The organism is Haloimpatiens lingqiaonensis, assembly GCF_901447495.1.
GTDB classification, from domain to species: domain Bacteria; phylum Bacillota; class Clostridia; order Clostridiales; family Clostridiaceae; genus Haloimpatiens; species Haloimpatiens lingqiaonensis.
Window position 1 is genome coordinate 44,701 of record NZ_CABDWS010000009.1, and the last position, 15,856, is coordinate 60,556.

The 15,856-nt window shown below is 32.7% G+C and carries 15 protein-coding genes; 11 read left to right on the forward strand and 4 right to left on the reverse strand.

Annotated elements, in window-relative coordinates; translation table 11 throughout:
- Positions 1-93 precede the first annotated feature (93 nt).
- The 11 genes from FGK85_RS03230 to FGK85_RS03275 all read left to right on the forward strand — a co-directional run bounded on the left by FGK85_RS03230 (position 94) and on the right by FGK85_RS03275 (position 13,007).
- The gene (locus FGK85_RS03230; protein WP_171011314.1) at positions 94-2,793 is read left to right on the forward strand and encodes a phage tail tape measure protein; all 2,700 of its coding nucleotides are present in this window, start codon (positions 94-96) and stop codon (positions 2,791-2,793) included.
- Positions 2,793-3,497, forward strand: a complete 705-nt coding sequence (locus tag FGK85_RS03235; protein ID WP_138203704.1) for a distal tail protein Dit — start codon at positions 2,793-2,795, stop codon at positions 3,495-3,497. Before FGK85_RS03230 ends, FGK85_RS03235 begins: the two co-directional genes overlap by 1 nt.
- Positions 3,497-5,398, forward strand: coding sequence for a phage tail spike protein (locus FGK85_RS03240; protein ID WP_138203706.1), 1,902 nt, complete (start codon positions 3,497-3,499; stop codon positions 5,396-5,398). The genes FGK85_RS03235 and FGK85_RS03240 overlap by 1 nt, the downstream gene beginning before the upstream one ends.
- Before the next feature lies 1 nt (position 5,399).
- Positions 5,400-6,569, forward strand: coding sequence for a hypothetical protein (locus tag FGK85_RS03245; protein ID WP_138203708.1), 1,170 nt, complete (start codon positions 5,400-5,402; stop codon positions 6,567-6,569).
- Positions 6,570-6,578: 9 nt separating this feature from the next.
- Entirely contained in the window at positions 6,579-8,252 is a 1,674-nt protein-coding gene (locus tag FGK85_RS03250) for a hypothetical protein (RefSeq protein WP_128753254.1), read from the forward strand.
- Between the two features lie 15 nt (positions 8,253-8,267).
- Positions 8,268-8,669, forward strand: coding sequence for a phage holin family protein (locus tag FGK85_RS03255; RefSeq protein ID WP_138203710.1), 402 nt, complete (start codon positions 8,268-8,270; stop codon positions 8,667-8,669).
- On the forward strand, positions 8,669-9,376 hold the full coding sequence (locus FGK85_RS03260; RefSeq protein WP_138203712.1) for an N-acetylmuramoyl-L-alanine amidase: 708 nt from the start codon (positions 8,669-8,671) through the stop codon (positions 9,374-9,376). Before FGK85_RS03255 ends, FGK85_RS03260 begins: the two co-directional genes overlap by 1 nt.
- Before the next feature lie 83 nt (positions 9,377-9,459).
- Positions 9,460-9,873, forward strand: a complete 414-nt coding sequence (locus tag FGK85_RS03265; RefSeq protein WP_128753257.1) for a helix-turn-helix domain-containing protein — start codon at positions 9,460-9,462, stop codon at positions 9,871-9,873.
- Complete coding sequence (locus FGK85_RS15250; protein ID WP_170177318.1) at positions 9,866-10,036, forward strand: SHOCT domain-containing protein; 171 nt, start codon at positions 9,866-9,868, stop codon at positions 10,034-10,036. Before FGK85_RS03265 ends, FGK85_RS15250 begins: the two co-directional genes overlap by 8 nt.
- Before the next feature lie 48 nt (positions 10,037-10,084).
- Complete coding sequence (locus FGK85_RS03270; RefSeq protein WP_128753258.1) at positions 10,085-11,443, forward strand: recombinase family protein; 1,359 nt, start codon at positions 10,085-10,087, stop codon at positions 11,441-11,443.
- A complete protein-coding gene (locus tag FGK85_RS03275) occupies positions 11,427-13,007 on the forward strand; it encodes a recombinase family protein (RefSeq protein ID WP_138203714.1) in 1,581 nt (526 codons plus the stop codon). The genes FGK85_RS03270 and FGK85_RS03275 overlap by 17 nt, the downstream gene beginning before the upstream one ends.
- Positions 13,008-13,088: 81 nt before the next feature.
- Here the strand turns inward: FGK85_RS03275 and FGK85_RS03280 are convergent, their stop codons facing one another.
- From FGK85_RS03280 to FGK85_RS03295, 4 genes are all read right to left on the reverse strand, one after another.
- Complete coding sequence (locus FGK85_RS03280) at positions 13,089-13,616, reverse strand: hypothetical protein (protein ID WP_128753263.1); 528 nt, start codon at positions 13,614-13,616, stop codon at positions 13,089-13,091.
- A 27-nt stretch (positions 13,617-13,643) separates the two neighbouring features.
- Positions 13,644-13,952 carry a hypothetical protein gene (locus FGK85_RS03285; RefSeq protein ID WP_128753264.1) on the reverse strand — a complete coding sequence of 103 codons (309 nt, stop codon included), beginning with the start codon at positions 13,950-13,952 and terminating at the stop codon, positions 13,644-13,646.
- A 17-nt stretch (positions 13,953-13,969) separates the two neighbouring features.
- Complete coding sequence (locus FGK85_RS03290; protein ID WP_128753265.1) at positions 13,970-14,824, reverse strand: GIY-YIG nuclease family protein; 855 nt, start codon at positions 14,822-14,824, stop codon at positions 13,970-13,972.
- Between the two features lie 89 nt (positions 14,825-14,913).
- Complete coding sequence (locus FGK85_RS03295; RefSeq protein WP_128753266.1) at positions 14,914-15,726, reverse strand: hypothetical protein; 813 nt, start codon at positions 15,724-15,726, stop codon at positions 14,914-14,916.
- Between the last annotated feature and the right edge of the window lie 130 nt (positions 15,727-15,856).

A 15,856-nucleotide genomic window follows, 5' to 3' on the forward strand; every position in this document is an offset into this window, starting at 1 on the left:
ACTAGATAAGAAAGTTCAAAAAGAAAGAAAATATATAGATGATATTTTATAACACCTATAATAGGTGTATTTTTTATGCCAGGAGGTGAAAAATTGGCAAGGGAAATAGGAAGTTTAAATGTAAAGATAGGTCTAGATAGCAGTGGTTTCCAAAATGGAATAGCAAGTTTAAATAGGGAAATAAGAGTTTTAGACTCTCAGTTCAAAGCATCTACTGCTGCCCTTGGAGAACATGGTAAAGGATTAGAAGGACTTAAATTAAAATCAGATAGTTTAACTAAGCAAACTGATATACAAAAACAAAGAGTTGAAGCCTTGGATGCGGCCCATAAAAAATCAGTAGAAACAAAGGGTCAAGATGCAAAGGCAACTCAAGACTTGGAAATTAAACTTAATAATGCAAAGGCAAAGTTAAGCTCCACGGAGCAGGATTTAAAGAATGTAAATAAAGAAATAGAAACCCAATCTAGCTCTTGGTATAAACTAGGTCAAGCCTTAGAGCCCATAGGAAATAAGATGCAGGATATTGGTAAAGGAATGGAAAGTGTAGGTAAAGATTTAACCAAAACTGTCACCTTGCCAATTACAGGAATTGGAGCCGCAGCTATAAAAATTGGTATGGATTTTGAAGAATCTATGAGCAAGGTTAAGGCAATGTCTGGAGCAACAGGTGAAGAAATGGTTTTACTTCAACAAGCTGCAAGAGATGCTGGTGCAAGTACATCTAAATCTGCAAAGGATGCTGCTGATGCTTTAGGCTTTATGGCTCTAGCAGGATGGGATAGTACAACTTCAATGGAAGCCTTAATGCCAGTTCTTCGTTTATCTGAAGCAGGAAATATAGATCTTGCAAAGGCTAGTAGTTTAGTTACTGACTCTATGTCCGCCATGGGATTAACTACGAAAGACCTTCCAAGATATCTTGATATAGTTGCACAGACAGCACGAAGTTCAAATACAGATATAGACCAAATGGCTGAAGCATATCTAAAAGTTGGAGGTACTTTAAGAGGCCTTGGAGTTCCTCTTGAGGAATCTGCCTTGGCTCTTGGACTATTAGCCAACTCTGGTATCAAAGGCTCGGAAGCTGGAACGGCACTTAATGCTGTAATGACAAACCTTACAGCACCAACTGGTCGGGCAAAACAGGCACTTGAAGAACTTTCTTTTTCTGCCTTTGATAGTGAAGGAAACTTTAAGGGATTAGAAAATGTGTTATTTGATTTAAAAGATAAATTAGCTGGAATGACAGAGGAGCAAAGAAACACCTATCTTGCTATGATTGGTGGAAAGGAACATGTTAAAGATTTAAATGCACTTCTTAATGGGTTAGATGATAGTTATGATGATTTAACCGCTAGTATTAAAGAATCCGATGGAGCACTAGAAGATGTTGCAAAAACTATGCAGGATAATAATAAAGGATCTTTAACAGCACTTAAATCTGCCATAGAAGAATTAGGGCTTAAAATCTATGATGTTTTAAAACCTTCTATAGCTAATATTATAGAAGCTATTCAAGGTTTTATTGATAAACTTAATAGCCTCTCCCCTGCTCAACAAGAAACTATAGTTAAGCTTGGATTACTTGTTGCTGCAATTGGCCCAGCCCTTCTTATCTTTGGGAAGATAATAACTGTAGTAGGCAGTGCAATAACTGCCTTTTCCACCATATCAACAGCTGTTGCAGGGGCGGGTGGTGCTATGGCAGCTTTAACAGGCCCTATTGGAATTGCCATTGCAGCTATTACAGCTATCATTGGGATTGGTGTCACACTTTATATGAATTGGGATACCATCAAAGAAAAAGCAGGATTGTTAAAAGAAACTATCTCCGAAAAATGGAATGATATAAAGGAAAACACATCTGAAACTTGGGAAAATGTAAAGATTACTGTATCTGAAAAATGGGATGATATTAAGACTAATACCAGCGAGACTCTTACAAATATTAAAACTGGTATTTCTGAAGATTGGGAAAATATAAAGGCTAATACATCAGAAACTTGGGACACTATAAAAACTAATACATCTGAGTCCTGGGATAATATAAAAACTACTATTTCAGATAAATGGGAAACTATTAAAACCAACACATCAGATACACTAAATAACATTAACTCAAGTATTTCTGAAAAGTGGGATAGTGTAAAGACCAAAACTTCAGAAACCTGGGAGAACTTAAAAACTAACACTTCCACCTCTTGGGGTTTCATAAAGGATAAGATTGATGAGAATGGTGGCGGAATTAAGGGTATTCTTGGAACCTATATGGATGGATATAAATTAGTGTGGGAAACTGGTTTAAATGCAATGAACACCATTACAGGTGGTAAATTTAATGATATGGCAGAGAAAGTTAAAGGAGCTTTTAATAGGATAAAAGAAGGCATCCAAAGTGGATTAGATAAAATTAGGGATTGGAATAACCAAAGAGTAGAAAATAAAGAAGCGACATTCACTACTAGGATAAGAGAAGTATTTGAAACCGTTGGAAATAAAGTAAAGAACATAGGAAAAAATGCTCAAGGTACAGATTATTGGAGAGGTGGACTTACCTGGGTTGGTGAAAAAGGACCAGAGCTTATAGAACTACCTCGAGGGTCAAAGGTATTCAGTAATGAAAAGTCTATGGAAATGGTAAGTGGAAAAGGAAATCCTAACTCTAGTAATACAAGCCTTACAATCCACATAGATAACTTCAACAATAATACAGATAAGGATATAGAACAACTTGCTTATGAATTAGAGTTCTACAGACAAAGAGTTGCTATGGGAAGGGGTGGTATTTAGTGATTAGCTTTAACTTTGCAGGAAAGGATAGTTATAAAGACTATGGAATAATAATATCTAAAAGACCCAATCTTTCCTCCCCTAAAAGAAGAACTTCATATATAGACATTCCAGGAAGAGATTCAAGTTTAGTTTATGATGAGGAAACTTATGAGAATACAACCATAGGAGTAGAGTGTAAAATCAAAGATGGTAATTTGATAGATAAAATAGATGATATTAAAGCATGGCTATTTTCAGCGGGAGAGAGTGACTTAATATTTAGCTTCCAAGATGATAAAAAGTATAGAGCACAAGTGGTTAATAGTATTGATTTTTCTCAAGTAGTTAAGATTTTTTCTGAATTTATAATAATATTTAATTGTAGGCCCTTTAAATATGCAACTTATAATAATGTATTTACAATTGCAGAGTCAGGTTCATCCATAATAAATGTAGGAAGTATAAAAAGTCAGCCTATAATATCGGTATATGGTGAAGGAAATATTGAATTAACAGTAAATGAAACTAAGGTTAATTTAACTAATATAAAAGATAAGATTATACTTAATTCAGTAATTCAAGACTCTTATAATGATTTAGGAGAGAATTTAAATAATAAAGTAAAAGGTGAATTTATATATCTAAATCCTGGCTCTAATAGGGTTGAATGGACTGGTAACGTAAGTAAAATTGAAATCCTCCCAAACTGGAGGTGGCTATAATGATTACTATTTATGATAAGAAAACAGGGAAAGGAAACTTTGAAAATAACGGACTTTGTGTTTTAGATGAATGCATAATGGCCGAAATTACTCATGAACTAAATGGAGAATACAGTTTGGAAATTGAGTATCCAGTAGTATCTCATAAGGCTCAATACTTGGAGGAATTAAATATTATTAAAGCCGATGGCCAGCTTTTTAGAATATATAAGGTTGAAAGAATTCAAGATAAGATAAGTAAAATTAAAGTGTGGGCAAGACATATTTTTTATGATCTTGCCTATTATTTTATAGAATCTGTGAGGATTTTAAATGCTAATACTAAGGAAGCTTTAGAAGGAACAATCCCCCCTGAACTTCAAGCTGTATATGACTTTACAGCACCTGAAGGTGGTATTGCACCATTTATTGCAAAGGAAATTAATGCAGCAGATGCAATGTATAGGCTAATTGAAGTTTATGGTGGCGAGATATACAGAGATAATTATAAGGCACTTATTAAAGATAAGGTAGGCACTGATAAAGGAATATTAATTAAATACGGTAAAAACATTAGAGGAATGAAAGTCATAGAAGATACCAGTGAAATGGCTACAAAAATATATCCAGTTGGTGCAAATGGACTATTACTTTCTGAAAGATATATTGAAGTTTTAGGAGATAAGGCTGATATTTTACCTTTTCCTATAGTTAAAAAAGTTGAATTTAAAGAATGTAAGGATGTTGACACACTAAGAGTTAAAGCAAAGGAATATGCTGAAAAAGTATCTCTTCCTAAGATATTTATTACTATTGATTTTTTAGAATTAAGTAAGATAGAAGAATATAAGGATTTTAAGTGCCTTACAGAAGTAGATGTTGGAGATATTGTAAAGGTAAAAAACGAAAGGCTAGGATTTACTACAGAACTTAGAGTAATAAAAAAGAAAGTAGATTTAATAAATCCTATAAACACTAAAATAGAATTAGGAGACCCACTAAATACTATAATAGAAAAAATAGATACATCTAGACTATTAGATGAAATTAATAGTGCCATAACTGGAACCTTAAGCAGCATGATAATTAAGAAAAATACTGAAGTTATAAATGTTACTACAACTAAATTTGCTGCCATGGTGTTTGGAATTACTGCAAAAGCAGATACAAATTTAAACTGTAATATTACCATGACAGGTAAGGCAAGTGAGGATTGCTCCATAAAGATATTATTTTCTCTTGATGGAGTATATTATGATTTTAAGCCTATTCAAAAATTAGCTAAGGGTGACAATGTTATAGGACTTCCCCTTCCTATGCCACAGGTTACTGCAGGAGATCATACCTTTATGGTTGAATTGGAAGTAACTAATGGAAGTTTTGTTATTGAAAAAGGGAATCTTCAAGTAACTATTGAAGGTAGAGACTTAGAAGGTGGACTTAGTGCTAGTATTCCGAGGGCAGAAGTAATTTATAGTTTCTTATATAATTTGTTTTATATAAAGTTTTCTAAATATAAGTATAATGAAAACTATTTATTTAAAAGTTTAGAGCCAGATAAAAAAGATTTTATAATAAGCTACACTGAAGATGATTTTAGTCAAATCTTTAATAGCTATACAAGAACTATGGACTTAAATATTGACATAGAAGTAGTAGGAATAATTGAAGAGTTTTTACCAGATAACAGTAGTAAATATTTGTATGATAATGAGTGGATAGCATGGAGTACTGATTTTGATAAAAACAAAGACGGAACTTATGATTATTATAATAAAGTCAGCATATCAGAGCCTGAACTAATAGAAGAAGGAGCATTTGACTCAAGATTAGAAAAAGGAGTTTTATACAGTTCACTTCTACCTAATAGAAACTTATACAATAACTTATTATCTATCAGCTGGGAATTGGAGGAGATATGATATGGGAGTAAGACCTATAATGGCAAACCCAAAAGGAAGTTCTGGAATGACCCTTTATGGTACAAGGAATGATGATTCTACAGTAACTTTACCTGACATGGGATTTGACTTTATGTACAATGGTGATTTAATTAGAACAATTTATACAAGTGGTAACTCGTGGATAGGTATTGGCTCATCTTCAGAGCATATTAAAATTAATAGAAGGGATACAAGTTATAATAATTTATATTACTCATCAGAAGAGGAAAATGGATATAAATTATTTAGGGTAAGGTTTGAAGGAAATAGTACCTATAATGGCTGGGGAAATAATAATTTAGTTTGGGAAGTTTCTTTTTATGAAACAGGTGTTATTCAAATAGTTATAGAAAAGACTCCGAATACTGGCACAGATAGCTTTGTAAATCCTGGAATAGGAACTCAAAGCATAACATTAGAAACTGGCAAATCCTATGTCTTAATCTCTGATAGTAAAGATGGGAAGAACTATAAAATACTTGAAGGATCATATTTTCCCGATAAAGATAGATTCTTAATAATTGATGATGAAGGAATAAAGAACTTTCAAGAAGTGGAAGGTGCTTTTAAATGGGTTAAGGTTTCTGATATGCCAATAACTGAAGAAATATTATTAAATTATGGGAATGATATTTTACCTTCATCTTTGGAAGGTATAGTAGGAGATTCACCAAAGGTTTATTATTATACAGATAACCCCGATGTAGTAGAAAGACAAGAAAAATTTAAATTTAGAATAAAAATAATAGCAACAAGTCTTCCTAAAGTCATAGAACAAAAGGAAGATTTTTTTATTCCTAGTGAGAAGTTGATATCAAATATAATAGCAGAAGTATCTACAGATATAATAAATAATAGTGGAAATATAACTAAGACCAATGGAATAGTAAGGATAGCTTTTAGTGTGGACAGTGGAGAGACTTATCTTACCTTTAATATAAATGAAAATGATTATAGGGAAGTAGATATTAAGAATTCTTTAGAATTTCTAGATAAGGGAATAAATCCAGAAAACCTAAACTTAATAAATTATGAAAGATTAAATGAACTGATAGAACTAAATAGAAAGATTAGATTTGCCTATATATTAGAAAAACCTACTCTTTCAGATGTATGTAAGATTAAGAAACTTAAAATTTTCTATAGTTGAGGTGTTTATATGGTAGATGAAAATTTAAGGGAATGTATTTCATATAATAAAGATTTCATAAATGGGAGTATTATTACTAGTAAAAAATATAAAGAAAATCAAGGTATTAAAGGAAAGGTGCTTCTAGAACTCTTTGATGCAAAAACTAACAAAAAATTAAAAGAAGCATATACTGAAAATTTAATTCCAGACCTATACTTCAAAGATACATTCTTAGAACTTTTTGTACAAGGAATTATGGGTGCTGGGAATACAAGAAGATGTGAAAATTATACATGGTTTAATTATCTTTACTTAACCGACAGCGACAAACCTGAGAATATAAATGAACAAAGGGTTATGGGAAATGTTATCGGTTTTGCAGGGAGAAACGAACCCTATTCAGGCAATGATCCAATAAGAGGAACTGTCAATAGGTCTGAGACTAAATTTGAGGTAACAGATAATAAAATAAAGATTAACTTTGTATTTGACTTTCCAACTCATGCTGCAAATGGAAGAATAGAAAGTATTTATTGGGCAGATAGTGACCCTGAAAATAAGGATTATTTTTATAGAGGTGCTGCATTGTATGGGAGAGAATATGAGGATAATAGTTATTATATTAATAGTGAAATCAATCCAAGAAGATATTATGCAATTAATAGGTTGTTTTCCTATGCAAAAACTATAAAATTCATAAGTCCTACAAAAGGATGGCTTTTAGCAGATGGGAAGAATACAAGTATAACTCAATCAAGTTATTTACAATTTCCAGAGAGCCTTAAAGGACATTGGCTAATGATACCTTTCGATATTAATACTAATGACATAATTATATGGGATCAAGTAACAAGATTATTAAACTATGAGGGAAATGCTCTTGTATCAGATAGTAGTCATGCTATTAAGAAATATGATGGGCTATATCAAGCTTGCCCATATATACAACCAGATGGTGAAATGGTTTTTATAGGATTTTATAATTATTCGTATTCAGGAGATAATTATTTAAGAATTTATAAATGGAGTAAAGTAGGAGTACAACTAAGTTTTGTAGACATAAACATGAGCCAAGATTTTAAGGATAAAGATTATAATGTATCATTTAATTATAAGCAAATAAATACTGATGGAGTATTTCTTGATGGCTGTATTGATATTATAGGCTATACTACAAGAATGGATGACCAATTTAATGAAAAAGTATATACTAGTAGATGGCTAAGGGTTGATGCTTTAGGTAATAAAGTTCAAGATATGAATATTAAACCTAAAATAGGGAACTCAACTTGGTTTGAAACAAGGGGGCTTGATAGTGGAAATATTGAAAGAAGATGTTATGTTTACGATTTTTATAGAAGTGCAAATCGAATATATTTATACTATACAAACACTCAAGGGGGAACTAGCTTTTATCAAGTAATAAATAAGCAAGGGAATTTATTAGAACCGTATAAGAAGAATTTTTCTATAAATAGTAGTTATTATGGTTATTATAACATACTTGGTACAGACAGATGGATAAGTAGGTATTATGGGTCAAGTAGTAATAGTTTATTGATACAAGCACTTCTTACTAGTAAGCCTATAGGAGCACATACAAAACTTGCACAGCCAGTTGAGAAAACAGAAGCAAATACAATGAAAATACAATATATGTTTGAAATAGACTTAGTTAATTATGGAGAAGATTATTATTAAATGGGAGGGATTTGATTGAAAGATATATTAAACTTAATAAAGGGATTTTTCACAGCTATCGGAGGATACTTAGGCTATGTACTAGGTGGACACGATAGCTTTTTATATGCCCTTATAGCCTTTGTGGTTATTGACTATTTAACAGGTGTAATGCTTGCAATAATTAAAAAGGAAGTTTCGAGTGAAATTGGTTTCAAGGGAATATTTAAAAAAGTAATGATATTTTTAATGGTAGCCATAGGACATACCGTAGATGCATATTTAATAAAAAACGGTGGAGCAATAAGAACAGCGGTAATATTTTTCTATATATCAAATGAAGGAATAAGTATCTTAGAAAACTCTGCTAATATTGGACTGCCTATTCCTGAAAAGTTAAAGGATGTGTTGATTCAATTAAAAGATGGTGATGAATAATGAATTTACAGAAATTGATACTTGTAAATAATGAATGCTATAAAACTGGAAAGACCATAGTTCCTAAAGGGATTATGGTTCACTCTACTGGTGCTAATAACCCTAACCTTAAAAGATATGTAGGTCCAGATGATGGACTCCTTGGAAAGAATCAATATAACAACCATTGGAATCAGCCCTGTCCAGATGGTAGGCGGACTTGTGTCCATGCTTTTATAGGAAAACTTGCTGATGGGTCTATTGCTACCTACCAAACTCTACCTTGGAATCATAGGGGTTGGCACGCTGGTGGAAAAGCAAATGATACCCATATAGGCTTTGAAATCTGTGAAGATAATCTTAGGGATACCCCCTATTTCAATATAGTTTATAATGAGGCTGTAGAGCTTTGTATTCACCTTTGTAAAACTTATAATCTTACTGAAAAAAATATTATTGGCCATTATGAGGGCTATAAACTAGGAATAGCTAGTAATCATGGCGATCCTAGAAACTGGTTTCTAAGGCATCAGAAAAGCATGGATACCTTTAGAGCAGATGTAAAAAAGGCTCTCACCTCTCCCCCACTCTCCCCTACCCCACCTCAAACCACTAATAAATTATATAGAGTTCAAGTAGGTGCCTATTCTGTAAAAGCTAATGCAGATGCAATGCTCAAAAAAGTTAAGGCAGCTGGTTTTACTGATGCCTTTATAAAATACGATTAATTAAAATTTACTACGGATTTCTCCCCTCACTGTCCTTTAGATAGTGAGGGGTTTTTCTTTTGCCTCTTAGGGGGAGGTAAACCATGAATGAATTACAAAAGCAACAAATTATAGAACTTAGAAACCAAGGTATTAGTTATTCAAAAATTGCCGATGCTCTAGGTATTTCAATAAATACTATTAAATCTTTCTGTAGAAGAAATAATTTAAGTGGTCATATTGGCAAAGAAAGTAAACAAATTAATAAAACATTTTGCAAAGAATGTGGAAAAGAACTAAAACAAACTCCAGGTAAAAAACCATTAAAGTTTTGTAGTGACAAATGTCGTGTTAAATGGTGGAATGCTCATCCAGAGCTTGTAAATAGAAAAGCCATTTATTCCTTTATATGTACCCACTGCGGCGAGCCTTTTACTGCATACGGTAATTCCAAAAGAAAATACTGCTCCCACTCCTGCTATATCAACCATAGATTTGGAGGTGATATTCATGAGTGAAGAAATGTTTAATACCGAAAAAGACTATGGAATCACTATGGCTATCGCCAAGTCTATGCTAGAAAAAGGTCTAATTACAATTAGTGAATATGACCAATTTAATGAAGAAATGATGCAAAAATACAAGCCTAAATTAGCTTCTTTATTTGCTATACTTCCTTGACTTTATGGGCTTTATAAGTGATGTATAGTAAGGAAAGGAAGTGATTAAATGAAGACTATTAGGAAGATAGAGGCCACTCTACCTAATCTTCCAAAAAGAAAAAAGGTAGCTGCTTATGCTAGAGTTTCAGAAGAAAAAGGTCGTACCTTCCACTCTATGTCTGCACAGATAAGCCACTATAGTTCCTACATCCAAAAAAATAAAGAATGGATATATGCAGGAGTTTATGCAGATGAAGGTATTTCAGGAACAACAGACAATCGAGCTGCATTTCAAAGAATGATTGAGGATTGTAAAAAAGGTAAAATCGACATTATCTTAACTAAATCAATTTCAAGATTTGCTCGTAACACCATAGACTTATTGGAAACTGTAAGATATTTAAAAGATCTTGGAATTGAAGTTCGATTTGAAAGCGAGAATATTAGCTCCCTAAGCGATGATGGGGAACTTATGCTGACCCTTCTAGCCTCTTTTGCTCAAGAGGAAAGTCGCTCAATTAGTGAAAATGTCAAATGGGGTATTCGTAAAGGATTTCAAAAAGGAATAGTAAATTCTTTCTGCATCTATGGATATAGGTGGGATGGTGAAAAGTTTAATATTGTTCCAGAGGAAGCTGAAGTAATAAAACTTATTTTTGATAATTTCCTTAATGGTCTCTCCGCTGAGCAAACAGAAAAGCAACTCAAAGAAATGGGCATTAAATCTTATACTGGTGGACACTTTTCAAATACTTCTATAAGGGCCATCCTAAGGCAGGAAAAATATACTGGGAACTCCCTCCTTCAAAAAACTTATGTTGAAAATCATATAACACAAAAGACAAAGTTAAACAAAGGTGAGCTTCCTACGTATTATGCTGAAGATACCCACCCTGTTATTATTGAAAAAGAAATCTTTGATAAAGTTCAAACTGAAATAGCAAGAAGGCGTGAGCTTGGAGTATTTGCTAATAAGGCTATAAAGACCACCTGTTTCACAAGTAAAATTCAGTGCGATAATTGTGGCAAAAATTATAGACGAAGTGGCAAAAGGCAAAGAAAAGACCCTAACGAAATCTATTATATTAGAATTTGCATAACTAAAAGTGAAAAGGGGATCTCCCACTGCCATGCTAAAGATGTACCAGAAAAAGTTCTTGAAAAATATTCTGCTATGGTTCTTGGACTTGAAGAATTTGATGAAGATATATTCCTAGAAGAAATAGAAAAAATCGTAGTTAAAGGTCAAGATGAATTAATATTTCATTTTTACGATGGACAGATAGTTCATCAAAAATGGGAATCAACTGCCAGAACTGATGCATGGACCGAAGAAAGACGTGAAGCTTGGGCTGAATACCAAAAAGGCAATAACCATGCTGCTGGGCATAAAGGTAGGTGGCATAAAAATGACAAGGACAGTTAGAAATGTAACAACCATACCCGCTACTATTAGCAGGTTCACATCTACCCCTATTAATGAGCAAAGAAAAAGAAGAACTGCTGCTTATGCCCGTGTTTCTACCGACAGCGAAGAACAAGCTACAAGCTATGAGGCTCAAGTTGATTATTATACTAGCTACATCAAAAGCAGAGATGATTGGGAATTTGTAGATGTCTACACTGATGATGGTATTTCTGCCACCAATACAAAACATCGTGAAGGCTTTAAACGAATGATTGCTGATGCTCTTGACGGTAAAATAGATTTAATAGTTACTAAATCCGTCAGTAGGTTTGCTAGAAATACAGTAGATAGCCTTACAACGGTTAGACAGCTTAAGGAAAAAGGAATTGAAATATACTTTGAAAAAGAAAATATATGGACATTAGATTCCAAGGGTGAATTATTAATTACCATTATGTCCTCCCTTGCTCAAGAAGAAAGCCGTAGCATTTCGGAGAATGTTACCTGGGGACAGAGAAAGAGATTCGCAGATGGCAAGGTTTGTGTTCCTTTTAGAAGGTTCTTAGGCTACGACAGGGGTGAAGATGGGAACTTGGTATTAAATAAAGAAGAAGCTCCCATTATTAAAAGGATATACGGAATGTTCCTTCAAGGTATGACCCCTTATGGCATTGCTAAACAATTAACTAAAGACGGCATCCTCACTCCAGCTAAAAAGAAAAATTGGAGTGCTGGCACAGTTAGGAGCATACTAACTAATGAAAAATATAAAGGTGATGCCCTTCTACAAAAAAGCTATACTGTCGATTTTCTAACTAAAAAAAAGAAAGTAAATGAGGGAGAAATTCCTCAATATTATGTAGAAAATAACCACGAAGCTATTATTGACCCTGCGGTATTTGACATGGTGCAACGAGAACTTGAAGCTAGACAAGCAGGTAAGAACAGGCATAGTGGAACTCATATATTTGCTGGAAAGATTAAATGTGGCGAATGTGGAAGCTGGTACGGTTCAAAAGTATGGCACTCAAATAGCAAATACCGCCGTACCGTTTGGCAATGTAACCATAAATTTAAAGGGAACAAAAAATGTGAAACTCCCCACCTTGATGAAGATACAATTAAAGATATATTTATAAAAGCTACAAATGATTTACTAGCTGATAAGGATGAGATTATAGCAAACTTTGAAACTATGAAAGCAACCTTATTTGATACTAAAGATTTGGAAAACAAAAAGACTGAGCTTCAAAACGAACTAGAAATTGCAGCTGAAATGATTCAAGATATTATTAATCAGAATGCCCATACAGCTTTAGACCAAGAAGAATATAAAAGAAGATACGATAGCCTCGTAGAAAAGTTTGATACCACTAAGGCTAACCTAGAGCTTACAACTGAGCAGATTAAGGATAAAATAACTAGGCATAAAAACTTGGAAATCTTCCTAGATGAGTTGCAAAAACAAGATGGATTAATTTCAGAATTTGACCCACTTTTATGGAATAGTCTAGTAGATTACTTGACAGTTTATGAGAAAGATAAAATTCAAGTGAGTTTTAAGAATGGTATAAAAATATAAGTAGGATGAAATCCAAAAAAAACACTCGCCTTGTCCAAACTGCGGGTGTTTTTTTTATAAGACAAATCCCCAAAATCAATGCTATGGTAAATTTATACCCTTTGATAATAAAAACATCCTAATTGCATTGTATATAACTGGTGCTCCTGCGGTAATACCCGCTACAGCCACATCTCCTCCTTTATCTTTTAGAAAGTCCCATAGCGGATGATTTGAATCGATTTGTTCTTGGATAAGTTTCAAAATTTCCTGTTCAACAGCGACACCATCTTCTGTAGATGAAAAAATATTTTTAAGAATTGCTAATTGCTGTTCATTTAATTCTAGCTGCTTGTTTTGTAAATCAATTTGTTCTTTTAATATTGTTATATAATCATTTTGGTTTACTATAACATTTTGTAAATGCACATTGGTTTCACTAGTATTTATTGCTGTTTGTTCAATTGCTTCCTGCGTCTTTTGTCTATTCTCATAGTTCTTCGCTAATGCTTTTTCTAATTCTTTATTTTGTTCTGGCGCTTTAACTTGGAAACCTGTTACAAAATTTTGAGTATGAGATAGTATATCATACTCAAGCGGTTTTGAAAATTCCCATTTTTTCTTATCCATACTTTCTCCTTTCAAAATAGTAAGTTTTTAGAGTAATTCAAGCATTTTTTTTATAATAGGTGTGACTTGTCCTTGCTCATACCTTATTTCAAATTCTCCATTGGAGAAGTGATCCTCTCTTAAAAGCATAGTTAATAATGCTGTACATAAATCATAATTAGCTCCTACTAGACGCTTTAATTCGGTATTAACATCTATAGGTGCGGTTGTCATATAATCTATATAATTAGTTTTAAGATCACCTATTTGTTCTAAAGTAAAATAATAGCTTTCCACTAACCCTGTATTCGTCTTTAACAATTCAAGTAATGCTTTTTTCTTTTCTGCATTGATCATTGACCTACCCCCTAATCCTAGTTCTTGTTATATCCAAATATTCTAGTCTGCAATATTTCTTTCCACCAAGATTCTCTTTCTAATATAACAAGATCATCTACCTTTGCATTATAATTTTCAAGAATAGAATAATGGAAGTTTACTTTTATATAATCAAAACCTTTCATATTTACTAATTCTACTAACTCTTTGTTTCCACCATGACCATTTTCAATATAGCTTCTCCATCGCTGTAGTAGCATTCCATAATCACTTGTGGCGGAACCAACATACATCTTCCCATTAGTCTTATCTGTCAATAAGTATACTGCCTTTTGATTTTCTAGGGCTGCGATCCAATCATTTTTTCCGTATTTAATTATGGTTTCCAATTGCTTATATGATAATCTAACCTTATCATATCCAGGAAAGTCTTCACCGCCGTATAAATCTGGTAAAATTGTTTTTATGCTACTGTCTTCTATATACTTCGAAAGATTAAAAGTATACCGAGCAAAAGTGTTCCCCTTAACAAGTTGAATAACTAACCTCCCAAAATAAGGCTTATACTTATCAATGATTTTTACTTTTGCAAATGTATTTTCTGGTACTTCAATAATCTCTGCTGCTGAAGTAAAGAGCCATTCATCATCTCTTAATCTTACAAAGCTAAATACCCATTGACCTGGTCTAAAATTTCTTTGATTACCATACCATCCCCAATAACCACATTCAGGGCAGGTCCCATTTCTTTTATCCATTTCATCACAACAGAGCCAAAGATCAATATATGCCTCTCCACCTACTCCAGCTTGCATATTAAGTTCTATTTTGCTATTATTAATCTCTTCAGTGTTTAAACCTAGAATATCATTTAGTTTTATATGGTTCATAACTTATTACCCCCTTTCCCCTATCATATAACGTCATTTATACAATTTGCCTGTTCTCTTATTATTCTAATGTTTTCTTAAATACTTAATTAAACCATCAACTCAGGCATATCTTCCCAATAATCACTTAATTCTAAAATCTGTTTTTTAGCAGCATATATCATTTGGATAGCAAAATATGTTACTGGGGTTAAGCCTAATCCATCCCTATTATTAAGTGTTTCAATAAGAATTGAATGAGCGACATCAATATGAGCCCCTCGTTTATCGGACATATGTTTAATAAAATTATATAGATTTAAGGAGTTGTACCCAATTTTATCTAACATCTCAAATATTTCTATATTTATTAAACTGTTATCTGGATCCTTTTTAGTATAAATAATTATCTTCTCACCCTTAAATTGCACTTCTTCTTTTTGATAAAATGAATCTAATTTTGCCCTATTTTTCCTATCTAGTTTATTTTTTATATATTCATATGTGAAATCAGGAAACATTTTGCCTATGGTTTCAGGTGTTCTGTTAAAGCTAGATATACTCTGTTCTAACCATTCTTTAACAGGCATCCAATCCTGCATCGATGAAATTTTATATGGTGGCAAAATAACTTTATGTCCTTCAGACAATTCCGATTCAACACCTATTAATTTTGGCATTAAAAAGTCTGGACAAATTTTTATTAGCACAGAATTTTTTTCACAAAGCAATTTTCTTATTGGCATTATTATAATTCTATCAAACACAGGTGCGTATTGTTCTTGTGATTTATTTTGTTCTGCCAAACAATATCTAACTATATCGAACTCTGTTTTAATTTCTTTAACCATACCATTTCTTGATAGTTCAAATTGGTCCACAAAATTCAACTCTGTTTCATATGTATCATCAACACATCTCATATGATTTCCTCCTCGTATAATAAGTTTATAGCAGTCATTTAACTGACTATAAACTTATTTATTTTTATATTTTAGTATAGATAAGAAAGTATCTATGTTTTTCTGTGGGGATTCTCCCAATTCCATAGTT

Excerpts from the sequence above, each read along its gene's own strand:
- FGK85_RS03285 (WP_128753264.1), bottom strand. The coding sequence starts at position 13,952 with ATGATCAATGCAGAAAAGAAAAAAGCATTACTTGAATTGTTAAAGACG.
- FGK85_RS03250 (WP_128753254.1), top strand. The coding sequence starts at position 6,579 with ATGGTAGATGAAAATTTAAGGGAATGTATTTCATATAATAAAGATTTC.
- FGK85_RS03260 (WP_138203712.1), top strand. The coding sequence starts at position 8,669 with ATGAATTTACAGAAATTGATACTTGTAAATAATGAATGCTATAAAACT.
- FGK85_RS03265 (WP_128753257.1), top strand. The coding sequence starts at position 9,460 with ATGAATGAATTACAAAAGCAACAAATTATAGAACTTAGAAACCAAGGT.
- FGK85_RS03280 (WP_128753263.1), bottom strand. The coding sequence starts at position 13,616 with ATGGATAAGAAAAAATGGGAATTTTCAAAACCGCTTGAGTATGATATA.
- FGK85_RS03290 (WP_128753265.1), bottom strand. The coding sequence starts at position 14,824 with ATGAACCATATAAAACTAAATGATATTCTAGGTTTAAACACTGAAGAG.
- FGK85_RS03295 (WP_128753266.1), bottom strand. The coding sequence starts at position 15,726 with ATGAGATGTGTTGATGATACATATGAAACAGAGTTGAATTTTGTGGAC.
- FGK85_RS15250 (WP_170177318.1), top strand. The coding sequence starts at position 9,866 with ATGAGTGAAGAAATGTTTAATACCGAAAAAGACTATGGAATCACTATG.
- FGK85_RS03275 (WP_138203714.1), top strand. The coding sequence starts at position 11,427 with ATGACAAGGACAGTTAGAAATGTAACAACCATACCCGCTACTATTAGC.
- FGK85_RS03245 (WP_138203708.1), top strand. The coding sequence starts at position 5,400 with ATGGGAGTAAGACCTATAATGGCAAACCCAAAAGGAAGTTCTGGAATG.
- FGK85_RS03240 (WP_138203706.1), top strand. The coding sequence starts at position 3,497 with ATGATTACTATTTATGATAAGAAAACAGGGAAAGGAAACTTTGAAAAT.
- FGK85_RS03270 (WP_128753258.1), top strand. The coding sequence starts at position 10,085 with ATGAAGACTATTAGGAAGATAGAGGCCACTCTACCTAATCTTCCAAAA.